Origin of the sequence: Streptomyces sp. NPDC002730 (assembly GCF_042888805.1) — a bacterium.
GTDB lineage: Bacteria > Actinomycetota > Actinomycetes > Streptomycetales > Streptomycetaceae > Streptomyces.
In genome coordinates this window covers 75,817-90,590 of the sequence record NZ_JBIAQG010000020.1, presented here as the reverse complement: position 1 = coordinate 90,590, position 14,774 = coordinate 75,817, and the positions used below count along the sequence as shown (strand labels likewise).

General features: G+C 71.0%; 13 protein-coding genes and 1 riboswitch. Of the genes, 3 read left to right on the top strand and 10 right to left on the bottom strand.

Annotation, left to right across the window (positions count from 1 at the left end; genetic code table 11):
• Nucleotides 1–9: 9 nt before the first annotated feature.
• A complete protein-coding gene (locus tag ACFYXH_RS38120; protein ID WP_389573257.1) occupies nt 10–402 on the bottom strand; it encodes a hypothetical protein in 393 nt (130 codons plus the stop codon).
• Between the two features lie 488 nt (nt 403–890).
• On the opposite strand from ACFYXH_RS38120, the gene sepH reads away from it, so the two are divergent.
• A complete protein-coding gene (sepH, locus tag ACFYXH_RS38115; RefSeq protein ID WP_327326522.1) occupies nt 891–1,946 on the top strand; it encodes a septation protein SepH in 1,056 nt (351 codons plus the stop codon).
• Between the two features lie 158 nt (nt 1,947–2,104).
• Here the strand turns inward: sepH and ACFYXH_RS38110 are convergent, their stop codons facing one another.
• Nucleotides 2,105–2,935 (bottom strand): sulfurtransferase, encoded by an 831-nt coding sequence (locus ACFYXH_RS38110; RefSeq protein WP_389573254.1) that lies wholly within the window; start codon nt 2,933–2,935, stop codon nt 2,105–2,107.
• A 220-nt stretch (nt 2,936–3,155) separates the two neighbouring features.
• Between ACFYXH_RS38110 and ACFYXH_RS38105 the strand changes: the two genes are divergently transcribed.
• Nucleotides 3,156–3,926 carry a VOC family protein gene (locus tag ACFYXH_RS38105; protein ID WP_389573251.1) on the top strand — a complete coding sequence of 257 codons (771 nt, stop codon included), beginning with the start codon at nt 3,156–3,158 and terminating at the stop codon, nt 3,924–3,926.
• Here the strand turns inward: ACFYXH_RS38105 and ACFYXH_RS38100 are convergent.
• From ACFYXH_RS38100 to ACFYXH_RS38085, 4 genes are read right to left on the bottom strand one after another with little or no spacing between them, the layout of a single operon-like run.
• The gene (locus tag ACFYXH_RS38100; protein ID WP_327326519.1) at nt 3,898–4,569 is read right to left on the bottom strand and encodes a thymidine kinase; all 672 of its coding nucleotides are present in this window, start codon (nt 4,567–4,569) and stop codon (nt 3,898–3,900) included. The two genes, ACFYXH_RS38105 and ACFYXH_RS38100, sit on opposite strands and share 29 nt — an antisense overlap.
• A 40-nt stretch (nt 4,570–4,609) precedes the next feature.
• Entirely contained in the window at nt 4,610–5,803 is a 1,194-nt protein-coding gene (locus ACFYXH_RS38095) for an alkaline phosphatase family protein (protein ID WP_389573247.1), read from the bottom strand.
• Nucleotides 5,803–6,387, bottom strand: coding sequence for a DUF5998 family protein (locus tag ACFYXH_RS38090; RefSeq protein ID WP_327326517.1), 585 nt, complete (start codon nt 6,385–6,387; stop codon nt 5,803–5,805). The genes ACFYXH_RS38095 and ACFYXH_RS38090 overlap by 1 nt, the downstream gene beginning before the upstream one ends.
• Nucleotides 6,388–6,424: 37 nt before the next feature.
• Nucleotides 6,425–9,310, bottom strand: coding sequence for a GNAT family N-acetyltransferase (locus ACFYXH_RS38085; protein ID WP_389573242.1), 2,886 nt, complete (start codon nt 9,308–9,310; stop codon nt 6,425–6,427).
• Nucleotides 9,311–9,471: 161 nt separating this feature from the next.
• Here ACFYXH_RS38085 and ACFYXH_RS38080 point away from each other — a divergent pair, with 161 nt between their 5' ends.
• Nucleotides 9,472–9,753, top strand: a complete 282-nt coding sequence (locus tag ACFYXH_RS38080) for an HPr family phosphocarrier protein (protein ID WP_389573239.1) — start codon at nt 9,472–9,474, stop codon at nt 9,751–9,753.
• A 190-nt stretch (nt 9,754–9,943) separates the two neighbouring features.
• On the opposite strand, the gene ACFYXH_RS38075 is transcribed toward ACFYXH_RS38080, so the two are convergent.
• From ACFYXH_RS38075 to ACFYXH_RS38060, 4 genes are all read right to left on the bottom strand, one after another.
• Nucleotides 9,944–10,621, bottom strand: a complete 678-nt coding sequence (locus ACFYXH_RS38075; RefSeq protein WP_389573236.1) for a GntR family transcriptional regulator — start codon at nt 10,619–10,621, stop codon at nt 9,944–9,946.
• A 212-nt stretch (nt 10,622–10,833) separates the two neighbouring features.
• Nucleotides 10,834–11,592 (bottom strand): M23 family metallopeptidase, encoded by a 759-nt coding sequence (locus tag ACFYXH_RS38070; RefSeq protein ID WP_389573233.1) that lies wholly within the window; start codon nt 11,590–11,592, stop codon nt 10,834–10,836.
• Between the two features lie 12 nt (nt 11,593–11,604).
• Nucleotides 11,605–11,767, bottom strand: a riboswitch (cyclic di-AMP (ydaO/yuaA leader).
• A gap of 214 nt (nt 11,768–11,981) precedes the next feature.
• Nucleotides 11,982–13,349 carry a M16 family metallopeptidase gene (locus ACFYXH_RS38065; protein WP_389573303.1) on the bottom strand — a complete coding sequence of 456 codons (1,368 nt, stop codon included), beginning with the start codon at nt 13,347–13,349 and terminating at the stop codon, nt 11,982–11,984.
• Nucleotides 13,350–13,366: 17 nt separating this feature from the next.
• Nucleotides 13,367–14,728, bottom strand: coding sequence for a M16 family metallopeptidase (locus ACFYXH_RS38060; protein WP_389573300.1), 1,362 nt, complete (start codon nt 14,726–14,728; stop codon nt 13,367–13,369).
• Nucleotides 14,729–14,774: the final 46 nt, after the last annotated feature.

The window sequence follows — 14,774 nt, the reverse complement described above, 5'->3', positions numbered from 1 at the left end:
GCCTCGGCGTCACCGCGCTGCGGTACCTGTTTCATCAGCCGGGTCCGTACGTCCTCGGGCCGTGGCGGCGTTGGCAGCGCCGCGCGGCACGGGGACCTGACGGCCCTTCGGCTTCGCCTGGACCGTGACCTCGCGTATCTGCTCGCCGGTACGACGGAAGAAGTGCTGAAAGACCGGGCCGCCGCAGGTGGCCACGACGCTGACGACTCCGGCGCCGATGATCGTCCCGTACACACCGAGTCTGGAGGAGAGCACCGTCGCCGCGATCGCCGCGAGCGCGCTGCCCGCGACCTGCGGAAGGCTCAGATCCAGCCGCTGTTCCCGCTCTTCGGTCTTTTTGTGCTCTTCATTCTCTTCGCTCGGTTCCTTCCGTTTTAACGCGCCGTCCTGCTTCTGATCCATCTTTCAGTCCCTGATGGCCCATCTGTCCCGCCGTGCACCCAGTGGGGACATTTGAGCGAAGCGAATAGTTCCCTTTGGGTAGATTCTGTGAAGCAGAACACCTGGTCACGCATACCCAGGAGGCCCAACTCCCGTACTCCTGGAGAAGTTCGGCGGCGCGGCGGTCCACCCCCGTGGCCCGAATGGAGTACTGTGGCGAGCCCTGGGCCCGGCCTCCCTCTCGGGTGGTGGGACCCCAGGTAGGGGGCCGAAAGCGGCGCTCGATCCGGCGGCGCCGCGGCACCGCACGGGTACCCGATGCGAAGAGTGACGGATCAATCACTCAGAGTCGCAAACAGGTAACCGTGCCATAACGGCGATCCAGGGCCTGTGCCCGACACGCCGGGCAACTCGGCAAGGTTGTGGCAGGCTGCACCCGGGCAGGCCACACTCGACTAGCGGAAGCAGCGACGCACGTGACGTCGGCAGGCACCACCCGGGAGGTCCCCATGCCCGAACTGCGTGTCGTGGCCGTCTCCAACGACGGCACACGACTGGTGCTCAAGGCTGCGGACAGCACGGAATACACGCTTCCGATTGATGAGCGGCTGCGCGCTGCCGTACGCAATGACCGCGCCCGCCTCGGCCAGATCGAGATCGAGGTGGAGAGCCATCTCCGGCCCCGAGACATCCAGGCCCGTATACGTGCCGGAGCCTCCGCGGAGGAGGTCGCCCAGCTCGCCGGAATTCCGGTCGACCGGGTGCGCCGCTTCGAGGGGCCCGTGCTCGCGGAGCGCGCTTTCATGGCGGAGCGGGCCCGCAAGACGCCCGTACGCCGTCCCGGCGAGAACACCGGACCGCAGCTCGGCGAGGCGGTGCAGGAGCGGCTGACGCTGCGCGGCGCCGAGAAGGACACCGTGCTGTGGGACTCCTGGCGCCGCGACGACGGCACCTGGGAGGTGTTGTTGGTCTACCGGGTGGCGGGCGAGCCGCACTCGGCGAGCTGGACGTACGACCCGCCGCGGCGGCTCGTCCAGGCCGTCGACGACGAGGCGCGTGCGCTGATCGGCGAGACCGACGACACGATCGCGGCGACGCAGGAGCCGAGCTTTCCGTTCGTACCGCGGATCGCACGGCTGCCGCGTGACCGGCCGCTGGACCGGGCCCTCGACCGTCAGCTGGAGCGTCCGACCGCGTCGGCGGCTCCGGCCGAGCCGGAGGAGAGCGGCGGGGAGCGGGACTCCCTGACGAGTCTGCTGGAGGCGGTGCCAAGTTTCCGCGGCGACATGGTCGTCCCCGAGCGCCCGGCACCACCGGAGCCGCCGGCCACCGAGCCGGTCCAGGAGCCGGAGGCGGAGGAGCCGGTGGCCCCTGCAGCCTCGGCTGGTGCGGGGTCGGCGTACGCGGATGTGCTGATGCCGCGTTCGGTGGCCGGTCACCGAGACCGTCTGACGGGCACGACCGACCGCCAGGCGGAGGCGGACGGCGTCCGCCCGGGCCGCCGGGCGGCGGTACCGAGCTGGGACGAGATCGTCTTCGGCACCCGCCGCAAAAAGCAGGACTAGCGGGCACGGCCCATTGCCCAGAGGGTCCGGCACGGTCTTCGTGCCGGACCCTTTTTGACGCGTGCTCAGGGGTCTCGCCGACCCGCCCGCCCTCGAAGCAGGGGTACGGGGATGTCCCTGGGTCGCCCGGGTCAGCCTCACGCCCCCCGCCGAGACCGTCAGCCCGGCTGCGGGCCCGTTGCCACCGGGCGGGTCGGGTCCGTGGACCACTCGGACCAGGAGCCTGCGTACAGGGCCGGCTCGAAGCCCGCGATCTCCAGGGCCAGGGCCTCGTGTGCGCCGGAGACGCCCGAGCCGCAGTAGACGCCGACGGGCTTGGCCTCCTCGGACGCCCCCAGTTCGAAGAAGCGGGCAGCCAGGGCCTCCGCCGGCAGGAAGCGGCCGCGCTTGTCCACGTTCTCCGTGGTCGGGGCCGAGACCGCGCCCGGGATATGGCCGCCGATGCGGTCGATCGGCTCCACATCGCCGCGATAGCGCTCCGCCGCGCGCGCGTCCAGCAGCAGTCCGGAGCGGGCCTGCGCCGCGGCGGCGTCCGCGTCCAGCAGTGGGAGCGCGCCCGGCTTCGGGGCGAACGTGCCCTCCTCGGGAGATGGGATCCCGGTCTCCAGCGGCCCGGTCCACATGGCGAGGCCACCGTCCAGGACCCGCACATCCGGGTGGCCCGTCCAGCGCAGCAGCCACCAGGCGCGGGCCGACGCCCAGCCCTGGCCGCCGTCGTACGCCACCACCGGCGAGCCGGGTGATACGCCGGCGCGACGCATCACCGCGCCGAAGGCCTCCGGCTCGGGCAGCGGGTGACGGCCTCCCGCACCGGGCGGAGAGGCCAGTTCCGTATCCAGGTCGACGAAGACCGCTCCGGGGATGTGTCCAGCCTCGTACGCAGGCCGCCCGTGCGGGCCGCCGAGCTGCCAGCGGACGTCCAGAAGAACCGGACGGCGGGATCCGGTGAGCTCCTTCGCCAGTTCCGTGGCGGAGATGATGGGGTTCATGTGAGCCATCCTCGCGCAGTGACTGGCCGACCGGTAACGCCACTGAAACGGATGAGACGTGCCAAAAAGGGCATCCTCCAGCGGGAACCCGCCAAATGCGGCGCGGCCGGGGCGCGCCGGACGCTCTGTGGTGCAAGCATCTGCACGGGGCACAGTTCCGCACAACGGCATACCCGGTCCCCCCGCACGGCCACCACGATGGTCCGAGGAGAGAGTGACGATGACCGAGGCGACTCGGCACACACCCGGCACACCCTGCTGGGTGAGCTTGATGGTGCACGGCCTTGAGGCGACGCAGGATTTCTACGGAGCGCTGTTCGGCTGGGAGTTCTCCCCCGGTCCCGAGCAGCTGGGCCCGTACGTCCGCGCGCTGATCGACGGCAAAGAGGTCGCGGGCATCGGCCGGATCCCGACCAGTCGGCAGCTGCCGATCGCCTGGACGCCGTATCTGGCGACCGACGACGCGGATGTGACCGCCGAGACGATCAGAAGCTGCGGCGGCACGGTCGGTGTCGGCCCGCTGGATGCGGGCCCCGCGGGCCGGATGGCCATCGCGACCGACCCCTCGGGCGCGGTCTTCGGCATCTGGCAGACGGCATCCCACGGCGGCACCGCGGTGTACGGCACGCATGGCACGCCCGTCTGGAACGAGCTGGTGACCACGGAGACCTCGTTCGTCGGCAAGTTCTACGAGGCGGTCTTCGGCTATGAAGTGGAGGCAGTCGTCTCGGCCGACTTCGACTGTCTGACACTGCACCTGGCGGGACGCCCGGTCGCCGCTGTCCACGGTGTGGGCCAGGCCCTTCCGCGCAGGGGCTCACACTGGATGACCCACTTCGAGGTCGAGGACACCGAACTGGCGGCACGCCAGGTGGTGGAGCTCGGCGGGCAGGTGCTGCAGCCGCCGAGAGACGGCTCCAGCGGCCGGCTCGCGACCGTCGCGGACCCGGAGGGCGCGGTCTTCACGATCGTACGGACGGCCTCTCGCTGACCTCGACGGGCAGAACGTCCGGGGAGAGGGCGGCCGCTCGGGCGGTGGCGGCCGTCATCCGCCGCCGGTGGTGGCGTCGGCAGAGCACCTCGTAGCCGATCTCGTCCGGCGACTGGTCGACGTCACCCACGACGACCTGCGCGCCCTCGAGGACCATGATCCCGCCGACGGTACGGGCGTTGTGCGTGGCACGCGCGCCGCACCAGCACAGCGCCTCGACCTGCAGTACCTCGACCCGGTCGGCGAGCTCGACGAGCCGCTGCGAGCCGGGGAAGAGCTTGGAGCGGAAGTCGGTGGTGATGCCGAAGGCGAAGACGTCCAGGTCGAGGTCGTCGACGACACGGGCGAGCTGGTCGATCTGCTCGGGCGCGAGGAACTGCGCCTCGTCGGCGATCACGTAGTCGCAGCGGCCGCCCTTGGAGAGATGGGCGACGAGATACGCGTAGAAGTCGAAGCCCTCCGCGGCCTCGACCGCGTCGGTGACCAGGCCGAGCCGGGAGGACAGCTTGCCCTCGCCGGCGCGGTCGTCACGGGTGAAGATCATGCCCTGGAGGCCGCGCGCGGACCGGTTGTGCTCGATCTGAAGAGCGAGGGTGCTCTTTCCGCAGTCCATGGTTCCGGAGAAGAACACCAGCTCGGGCATGGGGAGTTGAGGACCTTTCGGGTCTGGGTGAGGGAGGCGGTTACGAGCGTACTTCGAAGAGCGGGACGAGCTGCTCGACGGGGGTCATGGAGCCGTGCATCCCGACCATCGCCGACTCGTGCGGCTCATTGACGGAGGCGGTGATCACCACATCGTCGCAGGCCGCGGCGACGACATCACCGATCCGTGCGTACACCCGCTCGTCCACCCGGTCGCCGAACCATCCCGCGGCGATCGCCTCGTCCCGGCTCGCCACCCAGAACTGCTCGCCGAGCACCTCGCGCCAGACCGTGAGCACATCGGACTCGGCACCCGGCACGGCGTAGACATGGCGGGCGCGGCCCTCGCCGCCCAGCAGCGCAACCCCGGCGCGCAGTTCCCAGTCCTCGTCGAAGTCGATGCGCGACTGTTCGTCGAAGGGGATGTCGATCATTCCGTGGTCGGCGGTGACGTACAGGGCGGCGCGCGGCGGGAGTTGCTCGGCGAGGCGCTGCACCAGCCGGTCGACGTACATCAGTTGGCCGCGCCAGGCGTCGGAGTCCACGCCGAAGCGGTGGCCCTTGCCGTCCACATCGCTGTAGTACGTGTAGACCAGCGACCGGTCCCCCAGGGCCAGTTGCTCGGCCGCCAGGTCCATTCGCTCCTCGCCGGAGAGCCGGCCGAGGAAGCTGCCGCCGCTGAGTGCGATCTTGGTGAGCGGGGTGTGCTGGAAGGTCGGCGATGTCACCTGTGCGGTGTGCACACCCGCTGCGTCGGCGAGCTGGAAGACCGTGGGGTACGGCTGCCAGACGTTCGGGGCCGTCCAGGGCTTCCAGCGCAGCTGGTTCATCAGCTCGCCGGTCTCCGGATTGCGCGCGGTGTAGCCGGGCAGGCCGTGTGCGCCGGGCGGCAGGCCGGTCCCGACGGAGGCCAGCGAGGTGGCTGTGGTGGCGGGGAAACCAGCGGTTATGGGCAGTCCCGTGCCGCCGCGCGAGGTGGCGAGCAGCGAGGTGAGATACGGGGCCTCGTCAGGGTGGTTCTTGATCTGTTCCCAGCCGAGGCCGTCGATCAGGAAGACGCAGTTCCGGTCGGCGGGGGTCAGCTCGGGGATGCTCTGCGCCAGGCCCGGTACGCCCTGGCCCGCGGCGAGCGTCGGGAGCAGATCGGCGAGCGATCCAGTGCCGTACTCGGGGACGGGCGCGGTGTCGAGGGCGAGCGGAACGGGGTCGTCCGGCCAGACTGCGGGCTGAGCCATCAGCGCGTGGCTGCCGTGGCTTCGGAGAGCGCCTGCGCGAAGGCAAGCGTCTGCCGGACCGCGTCCGGGCCGTCACCGGCCTCGCTGACGCGCAGGCTCAGGTCGTCCGCGGTGGAGTTGCCGGTGTAGCCGTGGTCCGCCTCGCAGTTGGGGTCGCCGCAGGCGGCGGGCTCCAGGTCGATACGGGAGACGGCGCCCCAGCCAATGGTGAGGACGACCTCGCGGGGCAGGGTGCCGGGGGTGTACGACTCCGGGTTCGCGACGACGCGGCTCACCACGACCGACGAGATCCGGCCGAGCTTGACCGATTCGGTCGAGGTGGTGGCGTACGGCGTCGGGGAGCTGGAGTCGGCAGCCTGTTCGTCGGTGTGGCTGACGATGAAGCGGTTGGCCGTCAGGACGAGGACGGTGACATGGCGGCGCACCTCGTTGGCGTCGAAGGTGGTTTCTTGGTGCACCAGGTACGACGCGATCTGCTCGCCACCGACAGCGGCCTCCACCGCCTCGGCCACGAGGGCCGGGTAGTAGCCGCTGCGCTCGATCGCCGCGCGCAGCCCCTGGGTCGTCGTACCGGTCTTCGCCATGCGGTCCATCCTACGGGGCTCGGGGGGTGGTGAGCGCTCAGTAGCTGGGGAGTCGGCGGGGGCCCAGGTCGGTGCGGGCGGGCGACGGCGCGAGCCGTACGGACGCGCCGAGCACGGAGAGGCCATGCTGAGCGACGACGACCGGTTCGAGGCTGATTCCGACCACTTCTGGGTGATCGTCGACCAGTCGTGACACCCGGAGCAGCAGCTCTTCGAGGGCCGGGGTGTCGACGGGCGCGGAGCCCCGCCAGCCGAAGAGGAGCGGGGCCGTCCGGATGGTCCTGATCAACTCCGCGGCGTCCCGGTCGGTGGCGGGCACGAGCCGGTGGGCGGTGTCACCGAGCAGCTCGGAGGCGGCTCCGGCCAGCCCGAAGGAGAGCACGGCGCCGACGGCGGGGTCGATGGCGGCGCGTACGACCGTGTCAACGCCGCGCGGGGCCATCGCCTGAACGACGGGCTGGAGCTCCTCGGGCTTGCCGAGGGCTTCGGTCAATTCGCGGTACGCCCGCCGCAGTTGCGCCTCGTTGGCCAGATCCAGCCGTACGCCACCGAGGTCGGCGCGGTGGCGGAGGTGCGGGGCGGTGGTCTTGAGGGCGACGGGGTAGCCGAGGCGGCCGGCGGCGGCCACGGCGGCGTCGGGACCGGGCGCGGGGAGGGTCGGCCGTACGGGGATGCCGTACCGGCCGAGGAGCTCGTGGGCGGCAGCGGGCCCGAGGGTGCTGCCGCGAGGGTCGGTGAGCCCGCCGAGCAGTGCGTCGATCTGCGCGGCCGCGCCGGCCTCGTCGATGTCCTCGTACTGCGGCACCCTGCCGGGCTCGGCGGCCTGCCGGCGCCACTGGGCGTACTTGACCGCCTCGGAAAGGGCTCGGACGGCCCGCTCTGCGGCGGGGTAGGCGGGGATACGGGCGGCGTGCGGGGCGGTCGCGGGGGCCGGGGCGGCGTAACGGACGGCCGCGGAGACGGCGGACGAGCTCGGGGCGGGTGGTCGGGTGCGGACGGCCCGCGGCGCTTCGTGGCCGGGGCCAGGGTTCCCGCCGTCGGTCGCGGGGGCCGGGACCGTACGCGTACTCGTCGCCGCCGCCAGCGCCTCCGCCAGACCCCCGATCTCCACATGGACCACCGCGACCGGTTTGGCCGGGGCCGTGGTGACCGCGTCGCGCAGCGCTGCGGCCAGGACCTCGCCGTCACCCGACTCCGTGACGCCGTTCTCCCCTACCCACGGGATCGCCGTCACCACCACCGCGTCGCAGGCGTCGTCCACCAGGGCCTCGGCGAGGGCGGCACGGAAGTCCGCGGGCGTGGCGGCCGTCGTGAGGTCGCGCGGCCGGAGGGGACGGAGGCCGTCGGCGAGGCAGGCGTCGTACGTGAGGAGGCCGAGGGACTCGGAGTTGCCGAGGATCGCCACGCGCGGTCCTGCGGGCAGCGGCTGGCCGGCCAGCAGCAGGCCCACGTCGACGAGTTCGGTGACGGTGTCGACGCGGATCACACCGGCCTGGCGGAACAGCGCCCCGACCGTGGTGTCGGGGATCCGGGTGACCGGCACCGCGTGTCCGGGGGGCGCGCTGCCGCTGTGCCGGGCGCCCTTCACCACGACGACCGGTTTCACCGCCGCCGTTCGCCGGGCCAGGCGCGTGAACTTGCGCGGGTTGCCGATCGATTCGAGGTACAGCAGGACCACATCGGTGTCCGGGTCCTCGTACCAGTACTGCAGAAAGTCGTTGCCGGACACATCCGCGCGGTTGCCCGACGAGATGAAGGAGGACAGCCCGGCGCCGCGCCGGTGCAGGCCGGCGAGCAGTGCGATGCCGATGGCGCCGGACTGGGTGAACAAGCCGATGCGGCCGGGCGCCGGGGACTCCGGGGCCAGCGAGGCATTGAGGCGGACGGTGTCGGCGGTGCTGATGATGCCGAAGGAGTTCGGGCCGATGATGCGCATCCCGTACGAGCGGGCCTGCCGTACCAGTTCGCGCTGGCGCTCCCGTCCTGCGGCCCCGCTCTCGGCGTATCCGGCGGTCAGCACGACCAGCCCCTGGACGCCGTGCTCGCCGCAGTCGGCGACCACTTCGGGAACCCGCTCCGCCGGGACGGCCACAACCGCCAGGTCGACGGTCTCCCCGATCTCGCCCACAGAACGGTGGGCCGGGACGCCGTCGACCTCGGCCTGGTCCTCGGGAAACGCGCGGTTCACGGCATAGGTACGTCCCGTGTATCCGGCACTGAGGAGGTTGCGCAGGGCGGTGCGGCCCACGCCGCCCGGCGCGCGACCGGTGCCGATGACGGCGACCGAACCGGGCGCGAGGAGGCGCTGCACGGAGCGGGCCTCGGCGCGCTGCTCGCGGCCGCGCTGGACGGCGAGGGACTCCTCGGTCGGTTCGAGGTCGAGGGTGAGATGGACGGAGCCGTCCTCGAAGCTGCGCTTCTGGGTGTAGCCGGCATCCCGGAACACCTTGATCATTTTGTTGTTGGCGGGCAGCACCTCGGCGGCGAAGCGCCGGATGCCGCGTTCGCGGGCCACCGCGGCGATGTGCTCGAGGAGAGCGGAGGCCACGCCGCGACCCTGGTGGGCGTCCTGGACGAGGAAGGCGACCTCGGCCTCGTCGGCGGGGGCGCTCGCGGGCCGGCCCTCCGCGTTGATCCGGTCGTAGCGGACGGTGGCGATGAACTCGCCGCCCACCGTGACCGCGAGACCCACCCGGTCCACATAGTCGTGATGGGTGAAGCGGTGGACGTCCTTGTCGGAGAGCCGGGGATAGGGCGCGAAGAAGCGGTAGTACTTCGACTCGTCGGAGACCTGCTCGTAGAAGCTGACCAGACGGTCGGCGTCCTCGGTGGTGATGGGCCTGATGCGCGCGGTGCCGCCGTCGCGCAGCACCACGTCTGCTTCCCAGTGGTCGGGGTAGGCGTGATCCGACGAGGTCTGCATGGGGAAAGCGTACGGCTCACCCACGGGTCGCGGAGGAGGTTGCCGCGGGGCAGTCTGAGAAGGCCGATCAGCGGCCGATCCCGGGTCCGGGGCCGGTGCGAGCACGCAGAAACACATGAGAGACTGGTCTAGACAACCACTGAGACTTGAAGGGCAACACCATGGCTGAGCGCCGCGTCAATGTCGGCTGGGCCGAGGGCCTTCACGCCCGCCCCGCTTCCATCTTCGTCCGTGCCGCCACGGCCGCCGGCGTCCCCGTGACGATCGCCAAGGCGGACGGCACCCCGGTCAACGCCGCCTCCATGCTCGCGGTGCTCGGCCTGGGCGCGCAGGGCGGCGAGGAGATCGTGCTCGCTTCCGAGGCGGAGGACTCCGACGCCGCGCTGGACCGTCTCGCCCGGCTCGTCGCCGAGGGGCTCGAAGAGCTTCCCGAGACCGTCTGAGCCGATCAGGCCCATTACCCACGGCAAAGCCGCGGTGTCCCGAATTCTCGGACATCGCGGCTTCGTCTTTTCTGGACGCGGCTTTCCTGGACACAGCTTTCATGGACGCGGCTTTCGGCCCCGGCGCTTTGAATGCGGGCAGCAGAAAAGAGGCCCCGCGAATATCTACCCTTTGTATACGGTGCACCTGTTAATGGCGGGCGCTTGCGATGTTTACGGCATGTTGCGAAGTCCTCACCCGCTCGGGGCGGCGCAGCCGGTGCGCGGCGGCAGCCCGTTCGGTGTGCAAGGCCGTCAGCGCCCGCGCCCGTTCCGCGTCGCCTCGCGCCACCGCGTCCACGATCGCGCCGTGCTCGATCCAGGACTCGACGGGCTTGGCGGGCTGCTCGACGGCGTACATCCAGGCGATCTTGTGCCGCAGCTGGGTGAGCAGAGCGATCAACCCCGGACTGCCGGAGGCCTGGGCGAGCGTCTCGTGGAACCAACCACCCAGTGAACGCAGATCCTCACCCTGACCACGGCGGGCCCGCTCCTGCCCCAGTCTGACCAGGCCACGCAGCACCTTGAGATGTGCCTCGGTGCGGCGCTGGGCGGCGCGCGCCGCACTCATGGGCTCCAGCAGCATCCGGATCTCCAGAAGGTCGGCGGCCTCCTGCTCGGTGGGCTCGGCGACACAGGCGCCGGCGTGGCGGCGGGTGGTGACGAAGCCCTCGGACTCCAGCGTGCGCAGGGCCTCGCGCACCGGGACCCGGGAGACGCCGTAGCGGCGTGCCAGCTGCTCCTCGGTGAGCCGGCTGCCGCGCTCGAATACACCGGAGACGATGTCGTCGCGGATCGCCGTGCATACCGAGTGCGCGGGAATGCGCATGACCGAACCTCCGCTTTAATCCGCGCGAAACGCAGCCGATTGACGTCTGTTCGGTGACTCTATTGCAGTGGGCGGGATTTTCCGATGGGAGACCGGAATCCATGGATATCTTTTGGCCAGAACTCCGGCGGGGCGGCAAACACCGAAGGCCCCGGCGGTGAGCCGGGGCCGTCGGGAAGCACGCGGGACCGGGCATCGGCCCCGTCGTCGGATCAGACGTTGACGCCGTGCGCGCGCAGGTACGCGACCGGGTCCATGTCGGAGCCGTACTCGGGGCTGGTGCGAGCCTCGAAGTGGAGGTGCGGACCAGTGGTGTTGCCGGTCGAGCCGGAGTGGCCGATCTGCTGGCCCGGGGTCACCGACTGGCCTACCGAGACGCTGATGGACGAGAGGTGGCCGTACTGCGTGTACGAGCCGTCGTTCATCTTGATCACGATGTTGTTGCCGTATGCGCCGCCCCAGCCGGCCTCGACGACGGTGCCGGAGCCGACCGCGTGCACGGTGCTGCCGGACGCGGCGTGGAAGTCGATGCCGGTGTGGCTGCCGGAGGACCAGATGGAGCCTCCGGTCTTGTAGCCCGTGGACACGTACGAGTGGGATATCGGCGCCACGAAGGAGTTGAGGCGCTTGCGCTCGGCCTCCCGGGCGGCGCGCTCCTTGGCCTGGCGGGCCTCCTTGGCGCGGGCCTCGGCCTTGCGCTTCGCCTCGGCCTTCGCCTCGGCCTCGGCGGCCTCCTGCTTCTGCGCGGCGGCCTGGTCGGCGATCTGGTCGGCGAGGGAGTCGGCGGCCACGATCTGGGTCAGGCCGGTGTCCTCGACGGTGGTCGCGCCGGTCTCGGCGGCAAGTGCCGGGGAAGCGAGGGTTCCGATGACGCCGGTGGTGGCGAGAGCCGCGACGCCGGCGATGTTCGCCCTCTTGCGCGTCATGCGGCTCGGGGCACGGTGCTTCCCGGTGGCACGGGTGAACGCCATGAAGTGGCTGATCCTTTCCTTCCTTCTCGCCTACCGGGTTAGCTGACGGGTTCGGAGCAGGAAGGTCTCCTACGGGCCCCTCCGCAGGTGCGAAGGCGCCCGATTCACCCCAGGGACTGAGTGGGTCCCCGGCTCCCCAGGCTCGCGCCAGACGGGGACTCGGCGATGACTGTCCGATGCCGCGGATGCGGCGGGCTACTGGCGGACAGCCGGACCGACGCTAGGCGGGCCGTCTTTCAATCGCCAAACAGACAGGCCCTTTTGTAGCGCACGCCACAGGGCAGACAGGCAACCTCTCCAACAAAACGGGCATAAGGCGGAACCCCGGCATCACGAGGGACGCCGGGGTTCCGCTTGCCCGTTTTGAGCTGTCTGCCGGATATCCTCAATCAGCCTGTGACAACCGTCACTTCGCCGATGCCGAGCGCCTTGACCGGCTCCTCGATCTGCGAGGCGTCGCCGACGAGCACCGTGACAAGACGGTCCACCGGGAAGGCGCTGACGGCCGCGGCCGTCGCCTCGACGGTGCCGGTCTCGGCCAGGCGTACGTACAACTGCGCCTGGTAGTCGTCCGGGAGGAACTGCTCGACCTGGTCGGCGAGCGTGCCCGCGACGGAGGCGGCCGTCTCGAACTTCAGCGGGGCGACACCCACCAGGTTCTGCACGGCGACATCGCGCTCGGCGTCGGTCAGACCTTCGGCCGCGAGCGTACGCAGCACCTTCCAGAGGTCGTCCAGCGCGGGTCCGGTGTTCGGGGTGTCCACGGAGCCGCTGATGGCGAGCATCGCGGCGCCCGACCCGTCGGGAGCGGAGCGCAGCACCTGGCCGAAGGCCCGTACGCCGTAGGTGTAGCCCTTCTCCTCGCGCAGCACGCGGTCAAGGCGCGAGGTGAGAGTGCCACCCAGGCAGTACGCCCCGAGCACCTGGGCCGGCCAGACGCGGTCGTGGCGATCCGGGCCGATGCGGCCGATCAGCAGCTGCGTCTGGACGGCGCCGGGACGGTCCACGATGATCACACGGCCGGTTTCGTCGGCGGTGATCGGCGGTACGGGACGGGGCTCGGCGCTGTCGCCCTTCCAGGGGCCGAGTGAGTCGGCGAGCACGGCGTCCAGATCGACGTCCGTGAGGTCGCCGACGATCACCGCGGTGGCGGTGGCGGGCCGGACATGCGCCTCGTAGAAGGCCCGTACGGCCGCGGAGTCGATACGGGCGACCGTCTCCTCCGTGCCCTGGCGGGGGCGCGACATACGCAGGGAGGCCGGGAAGAGCTCCTTGGAGAGCTCCTTGGCCGCACGGCGGGCCGGGTTGGCCGTCTCGTGCGGGATCTCGTCCAGCCGGTTGCGTACCAGCCGCTCCACCTCGTTGTCGGCGAAGGCCGGCGCGCGCAGCGCCTCGGCGAGCAGGCCGAGCGCCTTCGGCAGCCGGGAGACCGGGACCTCCAGGGAGACGCGGACTCCCGGGTGGTCGGCGTGCGCGTCGAGGGTGGCGCCGCAGCGCTCCAGCTCGGCGGCGAACTCCTCGGCGGTGTGCTTGTCGGTGCCTTCCGACAAGGCGCGCGCCATGATCGTGGCAACGCCGTCGATGCCCTCCGGCTCGGCGTCCAGCGGGGCGTCGAGGCAGATCTCGACGGCCACCACCTGCTGGCCGGGGCGATGGCAGCGCAGCACGGTGAGGCCGTTGTCCAGCGTGCCGCGCTCGGGGGCCGGGAACGCCCAGGGGCGGGCGGCGCCGGCCTTCGGCTGCGGGTGGAACTCCATGGTCACGGCAGCGTCGCTCACTGGTCCGCCCCTTCGCGCTCGTCGTTCTCGTCGCTGTCGCTGTCGCCGTTGTCCGCGGAGAGGGGCTCGTAGACCAGCACCGCCCTGTTGTCCGGGCGCAGCCGGGCCTTGGCGACCGCCTGCACCTCTGCGGCGGTGACGTCCAGCACCCGCTGCACGGCGGTCAGCGCCAGCTGCGGGTCGCCGAACAGCACGGCGTACCGGCACAGTTCGTCGGCGCGGCCGGCGACCGTGCCGAGCCGGTCCAGCCACTCGCGCTCCAACTGGGCCTGCGCCCGCTCCATCTCCTCGGGCGTGGGACCCTCCGCGGCGAACCGCGCCAGCTCCTCGTCGACCGCGGCCTCGATCTGCGGCACCTCGACACCGCCGGAGGTCTTGACGTCCAGCCAGCCCAGCGAAGGGGCGCCGGCCAGCCGCAGCAGACCGAAGCCGGCCGCGACGGCCGTCTGGTCACGGCGCACCAGGCGGTTGTGCAGCCGCGAGGACTCACCGCCACCGAGGACGGTGAGCGCCAGGTCAGCGGCGTCGCACTCGCGCGTGCCGTCGTGCGGCAGGCGGTAGGCGGCCATCAGCGCCCGGGCCGGGACCTCCTCGACGATCTCCTCGCGCAGCTGCTCGCCGATGATCTCCGGGAGGGAGCCGTCGCGCGGCGGTTGCTTGCCCTCGTGGGACGGGATGGAGCCGAAGTACTTCTCGATCCAGGCGAGCGTATGCTCCGGGTCGATGTCGCCGACGACCGACAGCACGGCGTTGTTCGGCGCGTAGTACGTACGGAAGAACGTGCGCGCGTCCTCGAGGGTCGCGGCGTCCAGATCGGCCATCGAGCCGATCGGCGTGTGGTGGTACGGGTGGCCCTCCGGGTAGGCCAGAGCCGTCAGCCGCTCGAAGGCCGTGCCGTACGGGACATTGTCGTACCGCTGGCGGCGCTCGTTCTTGACGACGTCACGCTGATTCTCCATCGACTCGTCGTCGAGAGCCGCGAGCAGCGAGCCCATGCGGTCGGCTTCCAGCCAGAGGGCGAGCTCCAGCTGGTGCGTGGGCATCGTCTCGAAGTAGTTGGTGCGCTCGAAGCTGGTGGTGCCGTTCAGCGAGCCGCCGGCTCCCTGAACCAGCTCGAAGTGGCCGTTCCCCTTGACCTGGCCCGAGCCCTGGAACATCAGATGCTCGAAAAGGTGAGCAAGGCCGGTACGGGCCTTGACCTCGTGGCGCGAACCTACGTCGTACCAGAGGCAGACCGCGGCGACCGGGGTCAGGTGGTCCTCGGAGAGCACCACACGCAGGCCGTTGGCCAGGCGGTGCTCGGTCGCTGTCAGGCCGCCGGAACCGGCCTGCGCTGTGGCCGTGTGACCCATGGGCATGTACGTCCCTTCGATCGCGATATGGAGAAGTCCTGCCACTGTATGC

Excerpts from the sequence above, each read along its gene's own strand:
- ACFYXH_RS38110 (WP_389573254.1), bottom strand. The coding sequence starts at position 2,935 with ATGAACCCCATCATCTCCGCCACGGAACTGGCGAAGGAGCTCACCGGA.
- ACFYXH_RS38120 (WP_389573257.1), bottom strand. The coding sequence starts at position 402 with ATGGATCAGAAGCAGGACGGCGCGTTAAAACGGAAGGAACCGAGCGAA.
- ACFYXH_RS38070 (WP_389573233.1), bottom strand. The coding sequence starts at position 11,592 with ATGGCGTTCACCCGTGCCACCGGGAAGCACCGTGCCCCGAGCCGCATG.
- ACFYXH_RS38075 (WP_389573236.1), bottom strand. The coding sequence starts at position 10,621 with ATGCGCATTCCCGCGCACTCGGTATGCACGGCGATCCGCGACGACATC.
- sepH (WP_327326522.1), top strand. The coding sequence starts at position 891 with ATGCCCGAACTGCGTGTCGTGGCCGTCTCCAACGACGGCACACGACTG.
- ACFYXH_RS38095 (WP_389573247.1), bottom strand. The coding sequence starts at position 5,803 with ATGGCTCAGCCCGCAGTCTGGCCGGACGACCCCGTTCCGCTCGCCCTC.
- ACFYXH_RS38090 (WP_327326517.1), bottom strand. The coding sequence starts at position 6,387 with ATGGCGAAGACCGGTACGACGACCCAGGGGCTGCGCGCGGCGATCGAG.
- ACFYXH_RS38085 (WP_389573242.1), bottom strand. The coding sequence starts at position 9,310 with ATGCAGACCTCGTCGGATCACGCCTACCCCGACCACTGGGAAGCAGAC.
- ACFYXH_RS38105 (WP_389573251.1), top strand. The coding sequence starts at position 3,156 with ATGACCGAGGCGACTCGGCACACACCCGGCACACCCTGCTGGGTGAGC.
- ACFYXH_RS38100 (WP_327326519.1), bottom strand. The coding sequence starts at position 4,569 with ATGCCCGAGCTGGTGTTCTTCTCCGGAACCATGGACTGCGGAAAGAGC.
- ACFYXH_RS38080 (WP_389573239.1), top strand. The coding sequence starts at position 9,472 with ATGGCTGAGCGCCGCGTCAATGTCGGCTGGGCCGAGGGCCTTCACGCC.
- ACFYXH_RS38060 (WP_389573300.1), bottom strand. The coding sequence starts at position 14,728 with ATGCCCATGGGTCACACGGCCACAGCGCAGGCCGGTTCCGGCGGCCTG.
- ACFYXH_RS38065 (WP_389573303.1), bottom strand. The coding sequence starts at position 13,349 with ATGGAGTTCCACCCGCAGCCGAAGGCCGGCGCCGCCCGCCCCTGGGCG.